General features: G+C 60.0%; 10 protein-coding genes and 1 pseudogene. 5 read left to right on the top strand and 6 right to left on the bottom strand.

Translation table 11 applies throughout. The features are described 5' to 3' along the window. Positions 1–44 precede the first annotated feature (44 nt). The 3 genes from ACIGJG_RS00115 to ACIGJG_RS00105 all read left to right on the top strand — a co-directional run bounded on the left by ACIGJG_RS00115 (position 45) and on the right by ACIGJG_RS00105 (position 4,792). Entirely contained in the window at positions 45–944 is a 900-nt protein-coding gene (locus ACIGJG_RS00115; protein ID WP_011296211.1) for a TauD/TfdA dioxygenase family protein, read from the top strand. A gap of 23 nt (positions 945–967) precedes the next feature. After that, positions 968–2,032 carry a beta-keto acid cleavage family enzyme gene (locus ACIGJG_RS00110; protein ID WP_011296210.1) on the top strand — a complete coding sequence of 355 codons (1,065 nt, stop codon included), beginning with the start codon at positions 968–970 and terminating at the stop codon, positions 2,030–2,032. A 252-nt stretch (positions 2,033–2,284) separates the two neighbouring features. Further along, the gene (locus tag ACIGJG_RS00105; RefSeq protein ID WP_483672611.1) at positions 2,285–4,792 is read left to right on the top strand and encodes an EAL domain-containing protein; all 2,508 of its coding nucleotides are present in this window, start codon (positions 2,285–2,287) and stop codon (positions 4,790–4,792) included. Between the two features lie 63 nt (positions 4,793–4,855). Here the strand turns inward: ACIGJG_RS00105 and ACIGJG_RS00100 are convergent, their stop codons facing one another. The 5 genes from ACIGJG_RS00100 to ACIGJG_RS00080 all read right to left on the bottom strand — a co-directional run bounded on the left by ACIGJG_RS00100 (position 4,856) and on the right by ACIGJG_RS00080 (position 15,140). Further along, a complete protein-coding gene (locus ACIGJG_RS00100) occupies positions 4,856–8,470 on the bottom strand; it encodes an ImcF-related family protein (RefSeq protein WP_483672610.1) in 3,615 nt (1,204 codons plus the stop codon). Then, positions 8,451–9,590: a hypothetical protein gene (locus tag ACIGJG_RS00095; protein ID WP_483672609.1), complete on the bottom strand. Its 1,140-nt coding sequence runs from the start codon at positions 9,588–9,590 to the stop codon at positions 8,451–8,453. Before ACIGJG_RS00095 ends, ACIGJG_RS00100 begins: the two co-directional genes overlap by 20 nt. A 113-nt stretch (positions 9,591–9,703) precedes the next feature. After that, positions 9,704–9,886, bottom strand: coding sequence for a PAAR domain-containing protein (locus ACIGJG_RS00090; protein WP_483673093.1), 183 nt, complete (start codon positions 9,884–9,886; stop codon positions 9,704–9,706). A 547-nt stretch (positions 9,887–10,433) separates the two neighbouring features. Beyond that, positions 10,434–12,821 (bottom strand): M23 family metallopeptidase, encoded by a 2,388-nt coding sequence (locus ACIGJG_RS00085; RefSeq protein ID WP_140950465.1) that lies wholly within the window; start codon positions 12,819–12,821, stop codon positions 10,434–10,436. A gap of 3 nt (positions 12,822–12,824) precedes the next feature. Continuing rightward, positions 12,825–15,140, bottom strand: coding sequence for a type VI secretion system Vgr family protein (locus ACIGJG_RS00080; protein ID WP_483672608.1), 2,316 nt, complete (start codon positions 15,138–15,140; stop codon positions 12,825–12,827). 346 nt (positions 15,141–15,486) lie between these two features. On the opposite strand from ACIGJG_RS00080, the pseudogene ACIGJG_RS00075 reads away from it, so the two are divergent. Then, a pseudogene (locus ACIGJG_RS00075) lies at positions 15,487–16,311 on the top strand (oxidoreductase); the annotation flags it as partial. 150 nt (positions 16,312–16,461) lie between these two features. Here the strand turns inward: ACIGJG_RS00075 and ACIGJG_RS00070 are convergent. Next, positions 16,462–16,791, bottom strand: a complete 330-nt coding sequence (locus ACIGJG_RS00070) for a DUF1484 family protein (RefSeq protein WP_483672607.1) — start codon at positions 16,789–16,791, stop codon at positions 16,462–16,464. A gap of 508 nt (positions 16,792–17,299) precedes the next feature. Between ACIGJG_RS00070 and ACIGJG_RS00065 the strand changes: the two genes are divergently transcribed. Next, a complete protein-coding gene (locus ACIGJG_RS00065; RefSeq protein WP_483672606.1) occupies positions 17,300–18,421 on the top strand; it encodes an HNH endonuclease in 1,122 nt (373 codons plus the stop codon). The last annotated feature ends 119 nt before the right edge of the window (positions 18,422–18,540 follow it).

Genomic DNA, 18,540 nt, shown 5'->3' with positions numbered 1-18,540 from the left:
TCCGGCAAGCCCGGCTTTCCTCATGAACGGACCGGAGGCCTGAGATGCGCGTAGAGCCACTGACCGCCAGCATTGGCGCCGAACTCGTTGGCCTGAACCTGGCCGATGCCATCCATGACGACGACCTGTTCGCCGAGATCCGCGCCGCGCTGCTGCAGCACAAGGTACTGTTTCTGCGCGACCAGGACATCTCCCGCGCCGAGCATGTCGCGTTTGCCGAACGGTTCGGCCAGCTAGAGGACCACCCGGTCGCGGGCAGCCATCCGCAATATCCGGGCCTGGTGCAGATCTACAAACAGCCCGACCAGCCGATGGACCGCTACGAGAACGCGTGGCACACCGACGCGACCTGGCGCGAAGCACCGCCCATGGGTTGCGTGCTGCGCTGCGTGGAAGGCCCCGCGGTCGGCGCCGACACCATGTGGGCGAACATGGTGCTCGCCTACGAGAACTTGCCCGCGCATGTGAAGACGGAGATTGCCGGCCTGCGTGCCCGCCACAGCATCGAGGCAAGCTTCGGCGCCGCCATGCCGATTGAAAAGCGCCTCGCGTTGAAGGAGCAGTATCCGGACCCGGAACATCCGGTGGTGCGCATCCATCCCGAGACCGGTGAGAAGGTCCTCTTCGTCAACGCCTTCACAACGCACTTCACCAACTTCCACACCGCGGCACACGTGCGTTATGGCCAGGACTACAACCCCGGCGGCGCTGACTTGCTGCGTTACCTCGTATCGCAGGCGTTCATCCCCGAATATCAGGTCCGCTGGCGCTGGAAGCCCAACAGCATGGCGATCTGGGACAACCGCAGCACGCAGCACTACGCGGTGATGGACTACGCGCCATGCCATCGCAAGATGGAGCGCGCCGCCATCATCGGCGACAAGCCCTTTGGCATTGGCGAGCGCGACATCAAGGCCCGCACACCCGAAACCGCATTGGCCTGAACCATTTAGCCCAGGAGACAGACATGGATTTCATCGACGGCTCGCTGTTCCCCGAGAACCAGCAGAAGCTAGTTATTACCGCCGCGCCTTACGGCCCGGAATGGATGCCCGCCGATTTTCCGGAAGATATCCCGGTATCGATGGAGGCACAGATCCAGAAGGCGGTGGATTGCTACAACGCCGGCGCCACCGTGCTGCACGTGCATGTGCGTGAAGCGGACGGCAAGGGCTCCAAGCGCTTGTCCAAGTTCAATGAACTGCTGGCCGGCATCCGTGCCCGCGTGCCCGACATGATCCTGCAGGTTGGCGGCTCGATCTCGTTTGCGCCCGAGAGCGAAGGCGACGTTGCCAAGTGGCTGTCGGACGATACACGCCACATGCTCGCCGAGCTGAAGCCAACGCCGGACCAGGTGACGATTGCCATCAACACCAACCAGATGAACGTGGTCGAGCAGATGTGCCCGGCGGACGTTGCCGGCACCTCGCTGGCCGAGCCGGCGAATTATCGCGCGTATCGCGAGATGACCATTCCCGCCGGGCCGGAGTGGGTGGAGGAACACATCCGCCGCCTGAGCAGCAATGGCATTCAGACGCACTTCCAGCTCGCCACCATCGCGCAGCTCGAAACGGTGGAGCGCATGATGCGAAGAGGCACCTGCAATGTGCCGCTGATCCTGACGTGGGTGGCCATCGGCGGCGGCTTTGAAGCGCCAAACCTCTACAACCTGGCGAACTTCGTGCGTGCCTGTCCGAACGGCTCGGTGCTGACGCTGGAAACCTCCATGCTCAACGTGCTGCCGCTGAACATGATGGCGATCTCCCTGGGCCTGCATGTGCGCTGCGGCATCGAGGACAACATCTGGACTCAGCGCCGCGACCGGAAGATGGGCACCGTCGAGCAGATCGAGCAGCTCGTGCGCATGTCACGCGAGTTTGGCCGCGACATCGCCAACGGCAAGGAAGCGCGCGAGATCTACAAGATCGGCACGTTCTATGACAGCGCGGATGAGACGCTGGCCGAGAACGGATTCGCTGCAAACCGCAAGCCCGGTCAGGTTGGCTTCACGCGCCACGGCGCACGCCGATAATCGCTCGCCACCACTGGCACCATGCCGGCAAAATGCCGGCACTTTCAGGCGCGCCCGCTGTACCGCTCCGCAATCCGGAGACAACAGGTACAGCGGGCACTGTTTTATCCGCCCCACACCCACCGCTTCCTCCGACGCCCCAATATTTGCACCTTGATCTGCGTCAACAGTGGCGACGGACGGCGCCACTATTCTGGCGAGCGCTGTCGGGCAAGGTGAACAACAACAAGGACACACGGGTTAGGGAGCGACATGCCGCATCACACCTTGGATATCGAGATCGAACGTCTGGTATCGACATCGACGCTGGAGTGCGCGCCGCTGACGCCGGTCGGCGAGGTCGTTGCCCGGATGGCGGAGCGCCGCTGCAGCTCGATCGTGGTGATGGACCAAGGGCGGGCGGTCGGCATTTGGACCGAACGCGACGCGTTGGCACTCGGCGAAGCTTCCGATGCGCTGACCAGGCCCATCAGCGCGCTGATGAGCCACCCCGTATTGTCGCTGCCCGGGTCCACGCGCCTCGGCGATGCGGTCGTGCACTTCAAGAACCAGGGCATCCGCCATTGTCTCGTCGTCGACGACGCTGATCGCCCGCTCGGCATGCTGACGCAGACCGATCTCGTCATGAGCCACGGCGCGGAGTTCTTCCTGCGCACCAAGGCGATCGACTCGGTCAAGTTGCCTCAGCCCGTCATGATCGCGCCGACGACCAGGCTATTCGACGCCATGCATTCCATGCGTGCCGGCGGCCTGAGCGCCATCGTCATTCGCTACGCGGGCGATGAGTACGGCATCCTGACCGAACGCGATATCGTCCGGCTGGCCGCCGCCAATGCGCTAGGCGACACCGTTGCATTCCATGCGACACGTCCACTGCGTTCGCTGACCCGATCCCAAAGCCTCTACGCCGCGCGGCAGGTGCTGGTTGAAAACCGCATCCGCCATGTCGGCGTGCTCGACGATGTGGGCGGGTTGGTCGGGCTGCTGAGCCTGGCCGACATCCTCAGCAATATCGAATACGAGTACGTGCACGAACTGCAAATCGCGCTGCGCGAGCGCGATGAGGCACTGCTCGAATCCGCCTATCACCTGAAGCTGGCCGACCGAGTGTTCCAGGCCACGCTCGACGGCGTCATGGTGACGGACCTGAACGGCGTGATCGAACGCGTGAATCCGGCCTTCACGCATCTGACCGGCTATGCGCAGGCCGAGGCCATCGGCCGCACGCCCAAGATGCTGAGCTCCGGCAAGCAAAGCGCCGCGTTCTACCAGTCGCTGTGGCGACAACTGCGCGAGAACGGCAGTTGGAAGGGCGAAATCTGGAACCGCCGCAAGAACGGCGAACTCTATCTGGAATACCTGTCGATCTCCGGCATCTACGGCCAGCACGGGCGCTGCACGCACTACGCCGCGATTTTTTCGGACATCACGCAGCGCCGGATGGACGAAGAGCGCTTGAACCATCTGGCCATGCACGACGCCCTGACGTCGCTGCCAAACCGAACCCTGTTCAGTGAGCGCCTGAAGCAAGCCATCGCCCGCGCCAAGCGTGCCGCACGACGCGTAGCGGTGATGTTCATCGACCTGGACCGCTTCAAGCTGATCAACGACACCATGGGACACGGCGTCGGCGACGAGGCGCTCAAAGTCATTGCCCGGCGGCTCAAAGAAGCTATTCGCGAAAGCGATACCGTGGCGCGCCTGGGCGGCGACGAATTCACGGTGATTATCGAAGATGTCGAAGACATCCGGCACGTCGCGCAGATTGCGCAGGCATTGCTGAACGTGGTCGGTCAACCGATCGATGCGCACGGCCGCACCGTATTCGTAACGCCGAGCATCGGCATCAGCATCTACCCCGACGACGGCATCGATCGCAAGCAGCTGCTGATGCAGGCCGACCGCGCCATGTACGAGGCCAAGGAAGAAGGCAAAAACAACTTCCGCTTCTTCGCCACGCAGATGACATCGTCGTCGATGGAGCGGATCACGCTGGAAAGCGAGCTGCGCAACGCGTTGGCTGCAGGGGAATTTCGCCTGCACTACCAGCCGGTCTTCGATTTGCGCAGCGGGGACATCGTCAGCGTGGAAGCGCTGCTGCGCTGGCAGCATCCGACACGCGGGCTGCTGGCGCCGGGCGCGTTCATCACCACGGCCGAGGAATCCGCACTGATCGTGCCGATCGGCGCGTGGGTCCTGCGCGAAGCCTGCAGGCAGGCGCGCATCTGGATGGATGAGGGCTTCGAATTCGGCCGGATCGCCGTCAACCTCTCCGCCCGGCAATGCCGTCACGCGCAGTTCCTGCATGACCTGACCACCATCCTCAGCGATGCCGGCGTGCCGCCGTCGCGGCTGCTGCTCGAACTGGTCGAAAGCATGGCCATGACCGGCAATGGCGTGACTGAATCGCTGCTGGACGAACTGGCGCAGCGTGGCGTGAGCCTTGCCATCGATGATTTCGGTACGGGCTATTCCTCGTTCATCTATCTGCAGACCTTGCCTGTGGATATGTTGAAGGTGGATCGGTCGTTTCTCGCCGCGATCGATGGACGCCGCCGGGATGGAACGATCCTGCGCGCAATGGTGGCGATGGCGCATTCGCTTGGGCTGACGGTGGTGGCTGAAGGCGTGGAACAGGCGGAGCAGGTGCAGTTCCTGCGTGAGATCGGGTGTGATCGGGGGCAGGGGTTTTTCCTGGCGCGGCCGGTGGCGGCTGAGCAGTTGCGGCGGGTGGGGATTGGGGTGGGAGAGATTCGTTGATGGCTTGGCTGCCGCCCCCTACGATCATCCCTGCTGTCCGCTGAGCCGCGCAATGCTGGAAGCTCATCGCGTCTGGCTCGTGACGGCGCCTACTTGCTTGCCAACCATGAAGATTCGCTCCGGCATCTGCAAGTCCCGTAGCTCCAGCATCTCCAGCGGACCCGTACCGACATCGGCGCGCATCTGATAGCGGATCGGATAGACCATGCCTGATGGCGCCGGCACTTTGGCATCGCGAGGCGTGAGGCTGGCCGCATTGTCGGGGCGTAATGGCTCCCTGGCTTCGGGCTCGCTATCGTTCACTGCCGCTCGTGCTGCGTCGGCATCGGGAACGGCTTGCCAGGTGAGTTGGAACGTAGCACTGTCCAGCGGCACAATGCGGGCCCGCTCCAGCATGCGCACCAGACCCCAGCGGCCGCCGAACTCGTAGTTCGCGCTCGTGCCCGCGGTTTCCGTTTGCCATTGCAGGATGGTGCGGGGCGCCTGAAGGTTATCCACAGGCCACGTCATGGTCTGCCAGCTCTCGCGCTGGTTGAAGTAATGCAGCTTCTGGTTGTCGATGGTGAGCAGAGTATCGGTCAGGCCGGGTGTCGGGATCGGCTTGAGCTCGAAGCGGTATCGCGCATCGCCCTGTGCCAGCATGTGAGCGCCGATGCGCTGCAGCGTGGCGATGGTCTTGAGAAACGCCGGGTCGAATGCCAGCCCTTGGGCGTTGGCGGCAGGCAGCCACTGGTCGCCGTGCTGTTCGAGTACGCCGCCAAGTTGCGCGACGAGGAAGGTGTGGATCAACCCGCTTTGCGGACGCAGGTAGCGCCCCAGCTCGGCGAACGACGCGTCATTCGCCGAGTTGGTGAACGGATAGCGTCCTGCAAATGCCGTCTTCCATGGCAACGCGATGCTCTGCCGCCAGTCATCATTCAGACTTGCCTGCGCGGGCTGCAGGACGGTTTGGGTAGCCTGGGCAATCGGCCGCACGAACAGGGCGTCGCCCATACCGGCCCACTGGCTGCCGAGACTCGCGGCGATGAGCTGGGCGTAAGCCTGGGTATCGGCCAGCTCCGAGCCCTTGCCCTGGAACAGCGCCATCGCAAGCTGGCGTGCCTGAGCGTCAGCATCGGGGCTGTTCGACACTTGCTGCAAGCGCAGCCGAAGTGCCGTTGCGCGGTCCAGGAAGCGTTGCAGACTCAGTTCTCCCGCGTTGCCCTGGCCGGATTGGCCGATGAGACGCAGCACCGGACCAAAGCCTGCGGTCAGTGGCCCTGCAGGCTCAGCGGGGCTTGCCTCGGCGCCTTCGCGCTTCTTGCCCAGCAGGTCCTTGGCCTTGTTCACCAGCGCATCTGGCAGCGACTCCTTGCGGATGCCGGCGCTGCCTTGGTATTCGAGCGACCTCATCAGCGCGATGACCGGCGACAGCCGCGCATCGGCCATTACTTTGAGCTGATCGATCACGCCGGGCAGTGTTGGCGCGGGTTCGCATTGCAGGGTGTTCATGAACTGTTGCCAGTGTTCGGCGTAGTCGGCGAAGTACTGGTCGGTGAGTGCCGTTTGAAGGTCCAAGCCCGAACTGTTGTCGGTGTCAGACCTGGCCGATGGTCTGCCGTCGGTGAGCACCCAATCGTTAACCACATCACGGCGCTTGGCGGCTTGCTCAATGGCCGGAGCGACATGCTCTTCGTAGGCCTGTCTCGTGAAAGCGCCGGGCACAACCGCCGTTGTGCGCAGCAGCCCACGTGCATCCGTGCCGGCGGTGAGACTTGCCAATGTCAGGTCTGGATATTTGTGGCCGACCCCGTCGAGGATGCCTTGGTAGATGGTGTCCTGCGCATTGCGCTCACCGATGACGGCCAGCAGTGTCTGCCGCGTGCCGGCTACCAATTCTGCACGGGGCGTGATGCGCCACTCGGGCTTGGACTTCAGGTGTTCGGCGTAGAACCGGGCAAATCGCTCGGCCAGGTCCTGTTTTTGTCCGGGCGTGATTCGCGCATCTGTGGTCCAGTGCTGTGCCAGTTGCTGCGAAAGGAATGCCGCATCCGCGCGCTCTGGCTGGGCGAGCATGAGATAGGTCTTGAGCGTGTCGCGGCCTGCAAGTGCCCACTTGCTGCCTTCGGCATTGAGGCCGGTCGTCTGTAGTTGTGAAAGGTCTGTCAATGAAGCTTCGAGATCCTGCGTGACCGGCGCAATGAGGAGGTCTCGGCTGGACTTGGCGTAAGGCTTCCACAGGGCCGCCAGCACCTCGTCGTCTCGGTTCAGGCCGAAGCGGGTTGAAAGGGGCGCGTGGTGGTGGATGCGGTATTCGTAGCGTTGGATTTGCTGTTGCAGGGTATCGAGTGCCTTCAGGCGCGCGATGGCATTGGGGGCCGATTGAATGTCACGCACAGTCTGATTTGCCGCCTGGATGTCGTGCTTGTTCTGTAGGCCGGAGAGCAGCATGCCGGCGATACAAAGACCGATGGAGGCGCTCACCAGTACCGTGGTAAAGGCGCCGGCATGGATCCCGACCCGGCGCCCTCGGTACTCGGCCGTATGGGTACCAATGGCTTGCCACGCGGGCGCCAGTGTGGCGGGTTGCTCCTGTGGCGCGGTTGGGAGGTCCTCGATATGCACAGGTTCGACTCGCTCGCCAAATGAATCTGCGTCGGCCAGCTCATCTGCGGGAAGCGGCACCGGTACAGGCGTGGCAAGGCACGAGTAAAGTGGCGCAAACATGACGCCAGCTAGCGTTGCGCGCCGCCACTTCGACTCATGTACAGCGGCCCAGCAGTCCATGACACGCTCGCGCTGTGCGCTGACATAGGACGAGACCCCAGCAAGGTAGGCTATGTGAAAGGGCTCCAGGCACTGTTGCATGCCTGCAATGGCCACGCGCCGCTCCAACGCTTCCAGGGCGCAAGCAAAGGCGTCCGGTGTCGACAGAGGTACCCGACCGCGCGACACCGGCGCAAATGCCCCGACAGCTTCAAATTTCTCGGGGCGCTTTCCCATGACTTCCACCACATGCAAAAACGTCAACGGGGCGGCCCAGCCTAAGTCAGCCTCAATTCTGGAAAGCACACGCAAGTGCTCAGTGGCTCCTGTCGCGCTGTGGTCATCGGCGACGAGTTGCACTACGGCATCGACCGGGCGGCGACGGCGCAATTGGCGCAGTTGCTTGCGCCACACTGTCGCTTCGATGCCATCCGGCGACGGATGCACCAGAACCGCGTCTGCGATGTGCAGCACACCGACCTGCTTCAGGCCAGGCGCTACGGCGTCGACTTGGGCATCATCGCCGCACACCAACAGCCAAGGCACACGATAGCGCCAGCGCCATCCCAGCAGGACGCGCAGCTCGTCGCACAAGCCTTGCAATCGAGCATCGCGCTTCAGCACTATTTCCGGTTTTTCGCCGGCGTCACGCTCGAACAGCCTTGCGATGACCGGGTAAGCACCGAATAGGAGTGCTGCGAAATGCGTGACCAACACGATCGCCAGTATTATTGCGATCCACACGAGCGCCGATATCTTGGCGCTCTGTGCGTGCAAGCCGAGCATGTCGCCGCTGAACCACGCCACGCCAGCTGCCAGCGCCGCAATACTAATGGCGAAAATCGGAACGCCCCATGCGGTGGCAGTTCTGGAATTAGGATGCTCCGCGCCTTCTGCGGCAATGACCTTCAGGTTACTGGTCGGATTCGTCATGCGATGATGGTGTGACGTAGAGCACCGCTGCCTGGGCGCGGTCCATGATGAGTTGTGGCCCTTCCATGCCCCCAGTGATGGCAGCGACTACAGACAGCCAGGGATTCAGGGGGCCGGCGTCGCCGACGACGTGGTCCGGGCGACGCACCGCGTCCGCTTCGCTGAGTTGTTCCTGCGATGTAGCTTTCCAAGCGGCGATCAACGCGCTGTCTTGCCGGCTATCAAGGCCGGTTATCCACGCGCAGGGGACGGAAGACGATTCCGCGCTGCCCCAGATCAACGCCAGTTGAAGCAGGTCGCCCAATGCATTAGCTTCACCGGTCACGGGCCGATGCAGCGTGCCGAGCACCCGAACCGGCTCGGGCAATTGATAAAAGCCGGGGTTGAGCAGTACCGCTACACAGCCTTCAGTGCTCCCGACGGGAGGACTGCTGTCGTGCCATTCGGCCCCCACGACCAGCACTGCCCGCCGGTCTTTGGCATCGAGCCACGCATCGGCCACCATCAGGCCGTCCTCGACTGGCGTCGCCAAGCATTCGAGCGGCGGCAAGCCAGCGCGTCTCAGTGCCTCACGGACTTGCTGCGTCCGCAGAGCGGCGAGTTCAGGGCGAGTCACGACGCGCACAGTGGGAGCATAGACGGGCCCGTACTGCGACAAAGCTTGCAGACTCGCAGCGAGTGTAGCCAGCGTCTTTTCGAGCTTCAGGACGATCGTGGCAACCCTTTCCCACTCAAGGGCATCATTGCCCTCCACCAACAACGAGGTAAAAGCCTCATCATCAAATCGGTTATGCACAGGTAGGCCTGTGCCATAGCGAGGCGGTTGCGCCTTTGTGAGCGGCTTAGCGCCCGTCATCACACCGGCGAGACTCTGCGCACCAAGCGGGAGACAGTAGGCGACGCCAAGCACCTGCAGTGGTCGCTGCGCTTGACGAACCGTCCTGACAAGCCACTTACGTCGGGCGGAATTGCGGCAGAAGGCGTGCATCCATATTGCTTCGTAGCTCGCTCGGGCGATTCCCAGCAGAACTGCAAATACGAGATTAGGGATTCCAAAAGTGCAGAACCAGAACCACGGGCCACTGGCGGCAGCGCCCTTCGGCCACGCAAGCAGTGCCATGGCCCCGCCGACGGCACCGCAAACTACCCATATACCAAACCACGGCAGGAGGCCCGGCCCGGGCGCGGGGTAAGCGCTAGCTCGACCGGCTGGGGTTAGGTCGATCGGCATGCCTATTCAAAGTGGACGTTGCGTAATGCCGAGATCAAGCGACAGCCGCATTCACAGCGGTGAAGATGCATTGCCACAACCTTGCCGTCCTGGTCCAGATAGCGCTCACCGCCCTCGGCTATCGTGGTTGGGCCATGTTCGGCGCATAAGGCCGGATCACTCTGGCGGGCAAGCGGGCGACCCATAAACTCCATAGTCGAGGAACCCCCTGTTACCTCACCACCGTTCTCTAAGGCATCACCGATGCGAATGGGAGCGCGCATTGCATTTTTTCCTGGTCTATGTCGAACCGTTACCACTCGCAACCGAATTCTATTGATGCGCTAACATTTGGATCGAATAAAAATGCCGTTTTCTTGCTATTACGATAATTTGTATATGTCATTGAATATATGATGGCACCTTGAGACATCATTTCGTACTCGCCGGTAATTTTTTTTCCCCGAATCTCAAGCCATGTCGTGGTTACCTGATACGGCCTATCCTTGCTTAGTTCCTCCTCAAGGCGATCTCGAAAAACCACGGTTATTGGCTGCCGTGAATTTCGATACCTCACGAACCCACCCGACCATTTTGAAATTTGATCATAGTAGGTGTGAATTTCGAAATCCGATGATTTACCGCTCTCTGAGGCAGATCTAAAGCAGTAGACGTCCGAATTTGTCTGACAAAATATCAACGGAGGAAACAAAATAAAAGCCACACCGATAAGATTCCGAATATAAATACCCATTATGGCTTCTGCCTATCGAAGGTGACATTAATGGTGTGCGTTGTTCGATAAAATTTCTTCTTGATACGAGGAGGATTTCCAGTCTCGACTGGACGCCCATGGGCATCGAGGACTGGTTCCTGTTGACTGTTTCGCCTCCATTCAAAAGATATCGACATTGGATTTCGACTGAAAATATCATCCATAAAAATATTTCGCAGATACAGCACCGATTGCAGCCTCACATCAAGTCCATTTAGATATTCAATAGCAACGTATCCGTTTACATCCTTACTTGCAGTAATTGCATGCCTCTGGGTTACTCCAGCATCGATGTGGCGCAACATCTCATTGCGTCTTACAACATAAAAGCAGGCACTGTCCACACAATTGATGTAATCATGATTTCCGACATTGTCTTTTGCAATCAGATCATTGGGATCCCATCCCAGGGCTTGAAACACCGCGGGCGCATTGCGCGCAGGAAATTTCCTGAACCCCCCGTATGATTGGTAATTCTCGAGATGCGTGAGTTGAATTAGGCCTCTCCCATAATAAGGACTGTACGGTCTGAACTCGCCATCTATTTCCTTGACGAGGGTCAAATTCCCAGTCTCAGGAATGACGTGAGACAGGAAATGCACCAATCGACTCCTCCCATTCGCCAGGCCAAATTTCCTGGTGCCTATATTGAACGATTTCACCCATTTTTCCGCACGAGAAATGGCACTATTCCACGAAGTACTGGAGGCATGGAACTCCGTCAATTTAAGATGTAGCAGGGTACGCGGAAAGCACTGAGCCAGTTCCTGAGTGCTAAGCCAGCCACACCTTCTAAAGTGCCTGATGAATGCCAGAGGATGAAAGAACCAGAATTTTTTTCCACCACTCAGGAGTGGAATCTGATCGAGAAACTGGAGTTTCTCGAGGAAGTTGATGAACTTAGCGTATCCATCGGGATCAATACTCTTACGCTTTTCGTAGAAGCCGTTCGGTTCATTCAATCTAGCATAGCGAGCATTGTTGCCGCTTTTTTCCCATTCACTTGGCGCGTGGCAAATGAATCCTTTGAGCTTGCTCCGCACCGCTTCATGGCCGTAAACGTATTCGGCCAGTTGATCCTCCTGCCTGTAGGCGGCCTCGCGCCGTTGCGCCGGCGTCTCGGATGTCTCGACAACATCCACTATCCTGCGCAACTCATCGTAATCGCAGACTCCGTCCTGACCGAATGGCGAATTCGCCTCGTCGATTTTTTTCCAGCCGGTAAAGCACGGGAAATCAGCATCAGAAAGCTTCTTTATGATGACTTGGTTAATATCAATATAGCCTTGAACCCCCGCTTCAGCGTACGTTATCTGAAGCCACGTCTGCCGCGCTGCCTCGGGCAATTTAGGTTGGTCCGTGCTTAAAATTCGACCAAAGCGAAGCATTTCATAGCCGTCGCTAGGACATTGCTCATACAAGGCCATCGCCCGCTCGTAGAGCCTATATTCGTAGTCGGTCACGGGGTCACCTACGGGCTCGGGTGTTAGCGGTGTAAACTTGCCTTCCTTTTCAATCCAAGTGTGCGTATAGCGCTGACCTTTGTGAAAATATGACTTCACGTATAGCGTTTCGACATTCCGACCATGTATCAACTTGTCGAATGTAACTCCATGCAGCTTATACACTTGCTTCCTTGTATCAAAAGTAGCACCAGGAGGTAGTGGCAAGAATTCTTGATTCTTTGGAATTACGAAATAGCTGTGCCCCCAATGATCCCGGGATATTGGCGTGGTCGGTTCAGTATGGCCAAGCTGGGTACTCCCGAAGTAGTCATTGAAGTCCCCTTCAGTCATGAAGATTTCAAAGTGCAGGTGAGGCTGGCCATGGCAGTGCCCCCAGTAGCCCAGCATATCTTTGCGATAGACCTTCTTGTTTCCACCCACCTGAACGCCATCGGTTGGATGCAGCAGCCACGCAGGCAGGGCACTCGCCGAACCAGTCATCGGGGGAGTGACCGGCTGGGGAGCAATGATCTGCTGGGCATTTATATCCAGCAGGTGCATGTACAAGGAGTAGAACGTGATCGCCCTCCCCTCGCCGGTGTCGGTCTTATGCTTGAGCAGCACGAATCCGTTATTCGAGTTCAATTCGGGGTTGCCATTGGCATCCAACTCCCCGTCCGAGATTGCCTTTTGGCTCACGCGGTAGGCAACCACCTCACCGTCAGCGATGGCCCGCACGGGCTCTGTCTGTTCTCTTGGCGTCAGGTGCACGCCGCAATGCCAGCGACGGTCAAAGGCGATCGGGTACACCCCATGGTGGGCCAGTTCGAACTGATCGACGGCATCCATCATTGGATCGGTCGTGGCTGGACTATCTGATGTGAGGCCGCTCTCAGGCAAAAAGGGAGGACTAATGATCATGGTTCAGTGCGAGGAAGGGTACCGGCTGTTAATCTTCAGGTCGCTTCTCGGAAGCGCCGGCAGGGGTAGCGTCTGACCACCCGGACCAACGAAGGTGAAGGACGCCGCCTCGATCCTGAAGTCGCCTGCACACTTGATCACCACTCCGCCTTTCTCCATAGTCACGCTGCCTCCTGCAGCAGCCAGCACGGCCTTCAGCTTGGCGTTGACCAGTACATCCGCATTGGCGCTTGCGATATGCAGTTGCTTGTCCGCATACAGGTTCAGTCCGTCGTTCTGCGCTTGGATTTCGACCTTGCCCTTGGCCGCGAAGAGCTTGATGCCGAGCCTGTGAGCACACAGCGAAATCAAATCGCCTGCCGCCATGGTGATGCGCTTAAGCGCGCTGATGTCAGCGCTCTCGCCAGCCACGGTCGAGACGTTCCTCCCAGCAGCTAGTTGAATGTTGCGCTCGGATGCAAGGGCAATCGACGCCGGAGCACTGATCAACGAGCCCGCTGCACCTAGCTTGTTCAGCTCACGAATCGCCTGCTGCTGCGCATCGATATCAGCCGGCTCGGCTCTGGTCTGGCGGGTCGAGGCGGCAAGTGACCTGGCAAGGTTCAACGCGCGCTCGAGTTCTGCGATCGTTTCCTGCATATCGAGTTGCTGCCCGGATGCAAGTCGTTGGTCGTATGCGGTGATAAACAGCCCCTTGCCCCCACGCAACGCCCCATACCCGGACGTCCTCAACTCAAAACCAGCCCCCCGCTTCTGGCGCTGTCGATCAACCAGATAGCCCAGGTTCAGCTGCGTCTTCCCCCCATACTCCGTAGACAGCTTGATGCTCTCCTGCCCCTCCCAATCCTCCATCCGCAACTTGTTGTTGCTCTGCGTCCGGATGACGTTGCGCGACAGCCAGCGATCATTGGTCGTTATCAGGTCTTCATGCTGACTGTGATGCAGCGCGTGAGCGATATAGGGCTTGTTCGGATCGCCATCCCGAAACGCGACGGCCACTTCAGTACCGTCAATCAGCGGAAAGTGGAACCCAGTCTGTCGCGCCCCTGCGAAAGGCTTAGCCAGCCGCAGCGGGACACTCTCGGCGCCCTTCGGCCACTCGTCGAAATCGAGGTCCAGGCGAACCACGTAGTGACCCTGCTGCGTCAGGTAGGCGTACTTGTAGTTCTGTGGCGAGGTGACCCGCCCGCTCAGCGTGCCGGCGATACGCGGCCATTTGTTCTCGTCAATCGGCAGCCGATAGCGACGGTCAGACGGAATGGCCTTGTAGGTATTGCGGTAGGCCTTGTCACGCCCACCGCTGTGGATAACTTCGGTAATGACCTGCCCGTTCGGCGCATCGGGCAGATCCACATCCATCCGTAGAATTCGCGCAGGACGCAGATCCAGGATATTGCTCTGGCCTTCATAGATGACTTGCCCGGCCAGCGCGGCCTCGTGCCGCAGTTGCGCTTCCCATTTGGCACCTGCCATGTCGAGATGGTGTGTGCCGTAGACATAGGCCTGTCCGTGCGTGGTCTTGTCCTGGCGCGCGATGTTGGCCTCGGCCCTGAAGCGCTCGTACGACTGATCCGGGTTGTAATCGGCCGTGACGAACGAGGCCGATACGGTCTCCACGTGTGTCTGGAGGTCGGACACAGTTTCCAGCCCCGATTCCAGACCTGCCGTCTCCCGATAAGGCACGCGCAATTCGGGCTGGTAGATGTAGTGATCGATGTCATCGCCCAGCGTGAACAGATCGCCAAACTGCGTCCCGAACTTGCCCGGCACGAAGTAGCTGTACAGCCCCTCCTGTTCCATCAGCAGGCGGATATAGTCCCAATCCGACACCTGGTACTGGAGCCGGAACTTGTGCTGGGGATACTGCCGTCGGATCCTGAATGCGAACTGATGGCCTTCCAGGCCGTGCCGCCGCAGGATGGTTTCGATGATCTGCGGCGCGGTCATGTGCTGATAGACGCGGCTGGCCTTTGCCAGCGTCAGCAGGGCCACCTTCGGCCGCAGTTCCATCTCGTAGGCACAGAAGTCCCGGGTGGTCCTGGTCTTGGAGAACCGCATGATGCAGCCACCGAACGTCCGGCGTTCCGAATCCTCTCCCGGGTCGATGACGAACGTGGCGTCCTTGCGCAGGTAGTCCGCACGCGCCAGCTCCGTGGGATGCGTCAATGCCACCTTGACGCAGTAGGGCTCGCCCAACCTCTCCACCGCCGTGAAGGACACCACAGAAAGCCCGGCGGCGCTGCGCGCGCTCGGTACTTCAAGGAAATACGCCTGCCGTCCTGTCACCGCGTTCGTGCTGCCGTCGATTGCTTGCGCCATGGTGGATCCCGAGGGAGTCGTGCTGGGTTGGGCGCTGTGCGCCCGGCGCAAAGATGATTACAAGCGTGACTAGCGGCGGATATAGGGCGAATTCGAAAAAACTGTCGCGAAATTTCCTAATTGACGAGACCAGCGTGAGCGCCTTCCGTCGGAGTTCGACTGCCTTGGCTTCCGATAAGAATGGGACCTTCGACAGGAGCTGCCTCGTTCGCTGACGCTCGCGCGAGCACGCCAAGCTGTTCAGCCAGACCGAATCAAGGAGGACGCCATGTCCTCCACGTCCCAAGTTCGCCGCCCCGCCACTGCCTACAAACCTGCAGCCGCCCCCGTGAACCGCATCCGCTAAGGCACCACGCAACTCGCGGGGCCTGACGTGTTCGGCCCACCACAGTATCGTGCCGCCGCAATCGCCGTGCTGCGCGAAGCCGTCGCGTCCGGCGTCAACCACATGGATACGAGTGATTTCTGCGGCCCGCACATCACCAACCAGCTCATCCGCGAAGCCCTCCATCCTGGACTGGATGGCCTGGTGATCGTCACCAAGCTAGGCGCCCGCCGCGGCGAAGACGCCTCGTGGCTGCCGGCGCTTGAGCCGGAGGCCATCCGGCAAGCGATCCATGACAACCTGCGCAATCTGGGTGTCGAGGTGCTGGATGTCGTCAACCTGCGGCTCATGGGGGATATCCATGCGCCGACGGAAGGCTCGATCGAAAGGGAGGTCACTGCGCTGGCCGAGCTGCAAAGGCAGGGGCTGGTTCGCCACATCGGGCTGAGCAACGTGACGTCGGCGCAGGTGGCGCAGGCGCGGAAAATTGCGCCGGTTGTCTGTGTGCAGAACCAGTACAACCCGGTGCAGCGTGGCGATGATGCGCTGGTGGATGAACTGGCGGAGAAGGGGATTGCGTACGTGCCGTTCTTTCCGCGTGGCGGGTTCACGCCGATTCAGTCGGCGGGGTTGTCAAAGGTGGCGGAAGGGATCGGGGCGACGGCGATGCAGGTGGCGCTGGCCTGGTTGCTGCATCGGGCGCCGAATGTGTTGTTGATTCCGGGGACTTCGTCGGTGGGGCATTTGAGGGAGAACTTGAGGGCGGGGGAGATTGTGTTGACGGATGCTGTGCTGGCGGAGCTGGATGCGATTGGAGGCGCAACGCGCGGGCATGCGGTTGCGTGAGTCCGTCGCAGCGATCAGCGGCTGGGTCTTGAGGGAAGACTGAGGCTTCAGCTTGCAGCACGACACCGGTGCCAGAACCAGAACGGCGCGAGAGCAGTTGGCTCGCGCCGTTTTGCTTTCAGGCCCGCTGTGAGCGGGGCCTGTCCCTCGTCAGACAAGCGCCTGCAGGCGGTCGGCGTTCTGGTCGATCTGCTGCTTGAGCGGCAAGAGCAGGGCGTGGAGGCCCGTGCAATCGGGGATGTCGTCGCTCTGCAGGTCCAGCAGGGTCAGGACGGAACGGAGCCCGGCGCTGACGCGTAGGAGGTCGTCGCTGGTTTCGAGGATGTGGTCTTCGAGGGTGACGGGGGTGCTGGGTGGGGGCAGGGTGGTTCTGGCGAGGCGGCGGGCCAGGGCGCGGTCGGCTTTGGCTAGGTTTTGGGCTAGTTGGGCTTGTTTATGGTCGAGGGTGGGGTCCTGCGGAGCAGGGGTGGCCGGTTGCATTGAGACCTCCGTGTGAGTGATGGAGGCCCGCCGTCCGCTGCTAATCGGGGTGGGCGGGCACAGGGCAGGGTTAGCAGACCGGCACACACGGACACCGGCGAGCCCTAAGGCTCCCCCGCCAAGGCCCGCCCGTTGGCTAAGGCGTGCGATGGCGTATTGGACGAAAAAAGAGCCGCTGCACGGCTCCCTCCGGCGTGTGTTGGGCAGGCTGCTAAACCTGGTCGCCCTTGTTTTGGCAACAACCATTCTTGAGTACGGCGCCGGAGGTGGTCAATGACGAAGGCCAATCCGCAACGAATTTTGACACACCGCTCGAATCGCAACTCAGGATGCGCTGCCGCATGGCTTTCGGAGAGGGCAGACAACGACTAGCGATGCCTAAATACGGACGCTCAGGAAGCCCCCTTTTCGAGTGATTGCTTGCTGCCGTCGCCCGCTACATAATGACAAAAATATCAGAATTTTCCGATTGCGGTCTGTGTAGACATTGCAATCGCGAGGGGGCAACTTGCGCATTCCACATGTCACTCACGCGACCATCAGGTCAGCATTAGATGAATTCGATCGAGAACTGCGTGGCACAGAGAAATGGAGAGATTGGGAAACCAAGAAGTCGCAGCTTTATGCGATCTCCGATCGGGGGATGCTGTATCCGCCGAAGCAAATCCTCTCAATGGCGACAGGCGTTCCCGTTTCACGCTTCAGCGGCGGAGATCAAACGAACGGTCACCTGGAAGGCATGGGCTTCAGCATCATTTGGCTTCATAACGAAGACATGCCCCATGGGGGGCGCGAACCTCCACAGTTCGTACTAGGAGGCGTCTATCATCGACAGGCGGAAATACACGATCGCTTTGGCGGCAGCCGCCAGAGCGGCATAGCGCCGTCCGGAAAGGTACCCGCCATCTTCATTTTCACCGGGGAAAGCGGCGAGCAATACGGCTATTTTGACGGCAGGGACGAACTCGGCGTGTTCTCTTACACAGGGGAAGGGCAAGTTGGCGACATGGAATTCACGCGCGGCAACCTTGCCATCAGAAGCCATGCCGCCAACGGACGGGCTCTGCACCTCTTCAAGTCATTGGGGAAGGGTAAGGGACAGGAATATCTAGGCGAGCATGCTTACGCCGGGCATGACGTCCGCCGCGGCCCCGACAGAGAAGGAACACAGAGAAACATCATCGTATTTCAACTTGTTCCAGTCGTGCTGTTGGACGAGGAGAGCATTGCGCTGCCCGAAGATGACGCGATGGATGATCCGGTGCCAGCCAGTCTTGAAGAGGCCCGCAAGCGCGCACTTGAGGCGGTCAACGACTTCGGTAATGAAGTAGGCCAAACCGCCCTACGAAAGCTCTATCGACGCAGCAAGCATGTAAAGGACTACGTACTGCTGCGGGCTGAGGGTTATTGTGAGTCGTGTCACCAGCCGGCACCGTTCAAGCGAAAAGATGGTTCGGCCTACTTGGAACCACATCACACCACACGCGTGTCGGATGGAGGGCTTGATCATCCGCGCCATGTCGCAGCCTTATGTCCTGCTTGCCATCGCCATATCCATTACGGCGTTGGTGGTATAGAGAAGAATATTGAATTGATTTCCGCTATCGCGGCCAAAGAGCTCGAAGCATAACCACAATCAACCGAGAAATCCTGGCTTGCGGCCGAGTTTTTGTTGTGCGCCTACAGGTCTGGGTCAAATGAACGTCTTGATCGCGAGAGTAATATGCCGAAAGCATGGCGTGATTCTCA

This window comes from Cupriavidus sp. C1SS-2L (assembly GCF_057073735.1).
Note: the sequence above shows the minus strand (reverse complement) of the source record. Positions and strands in the feature narration are given on the sequence as shown.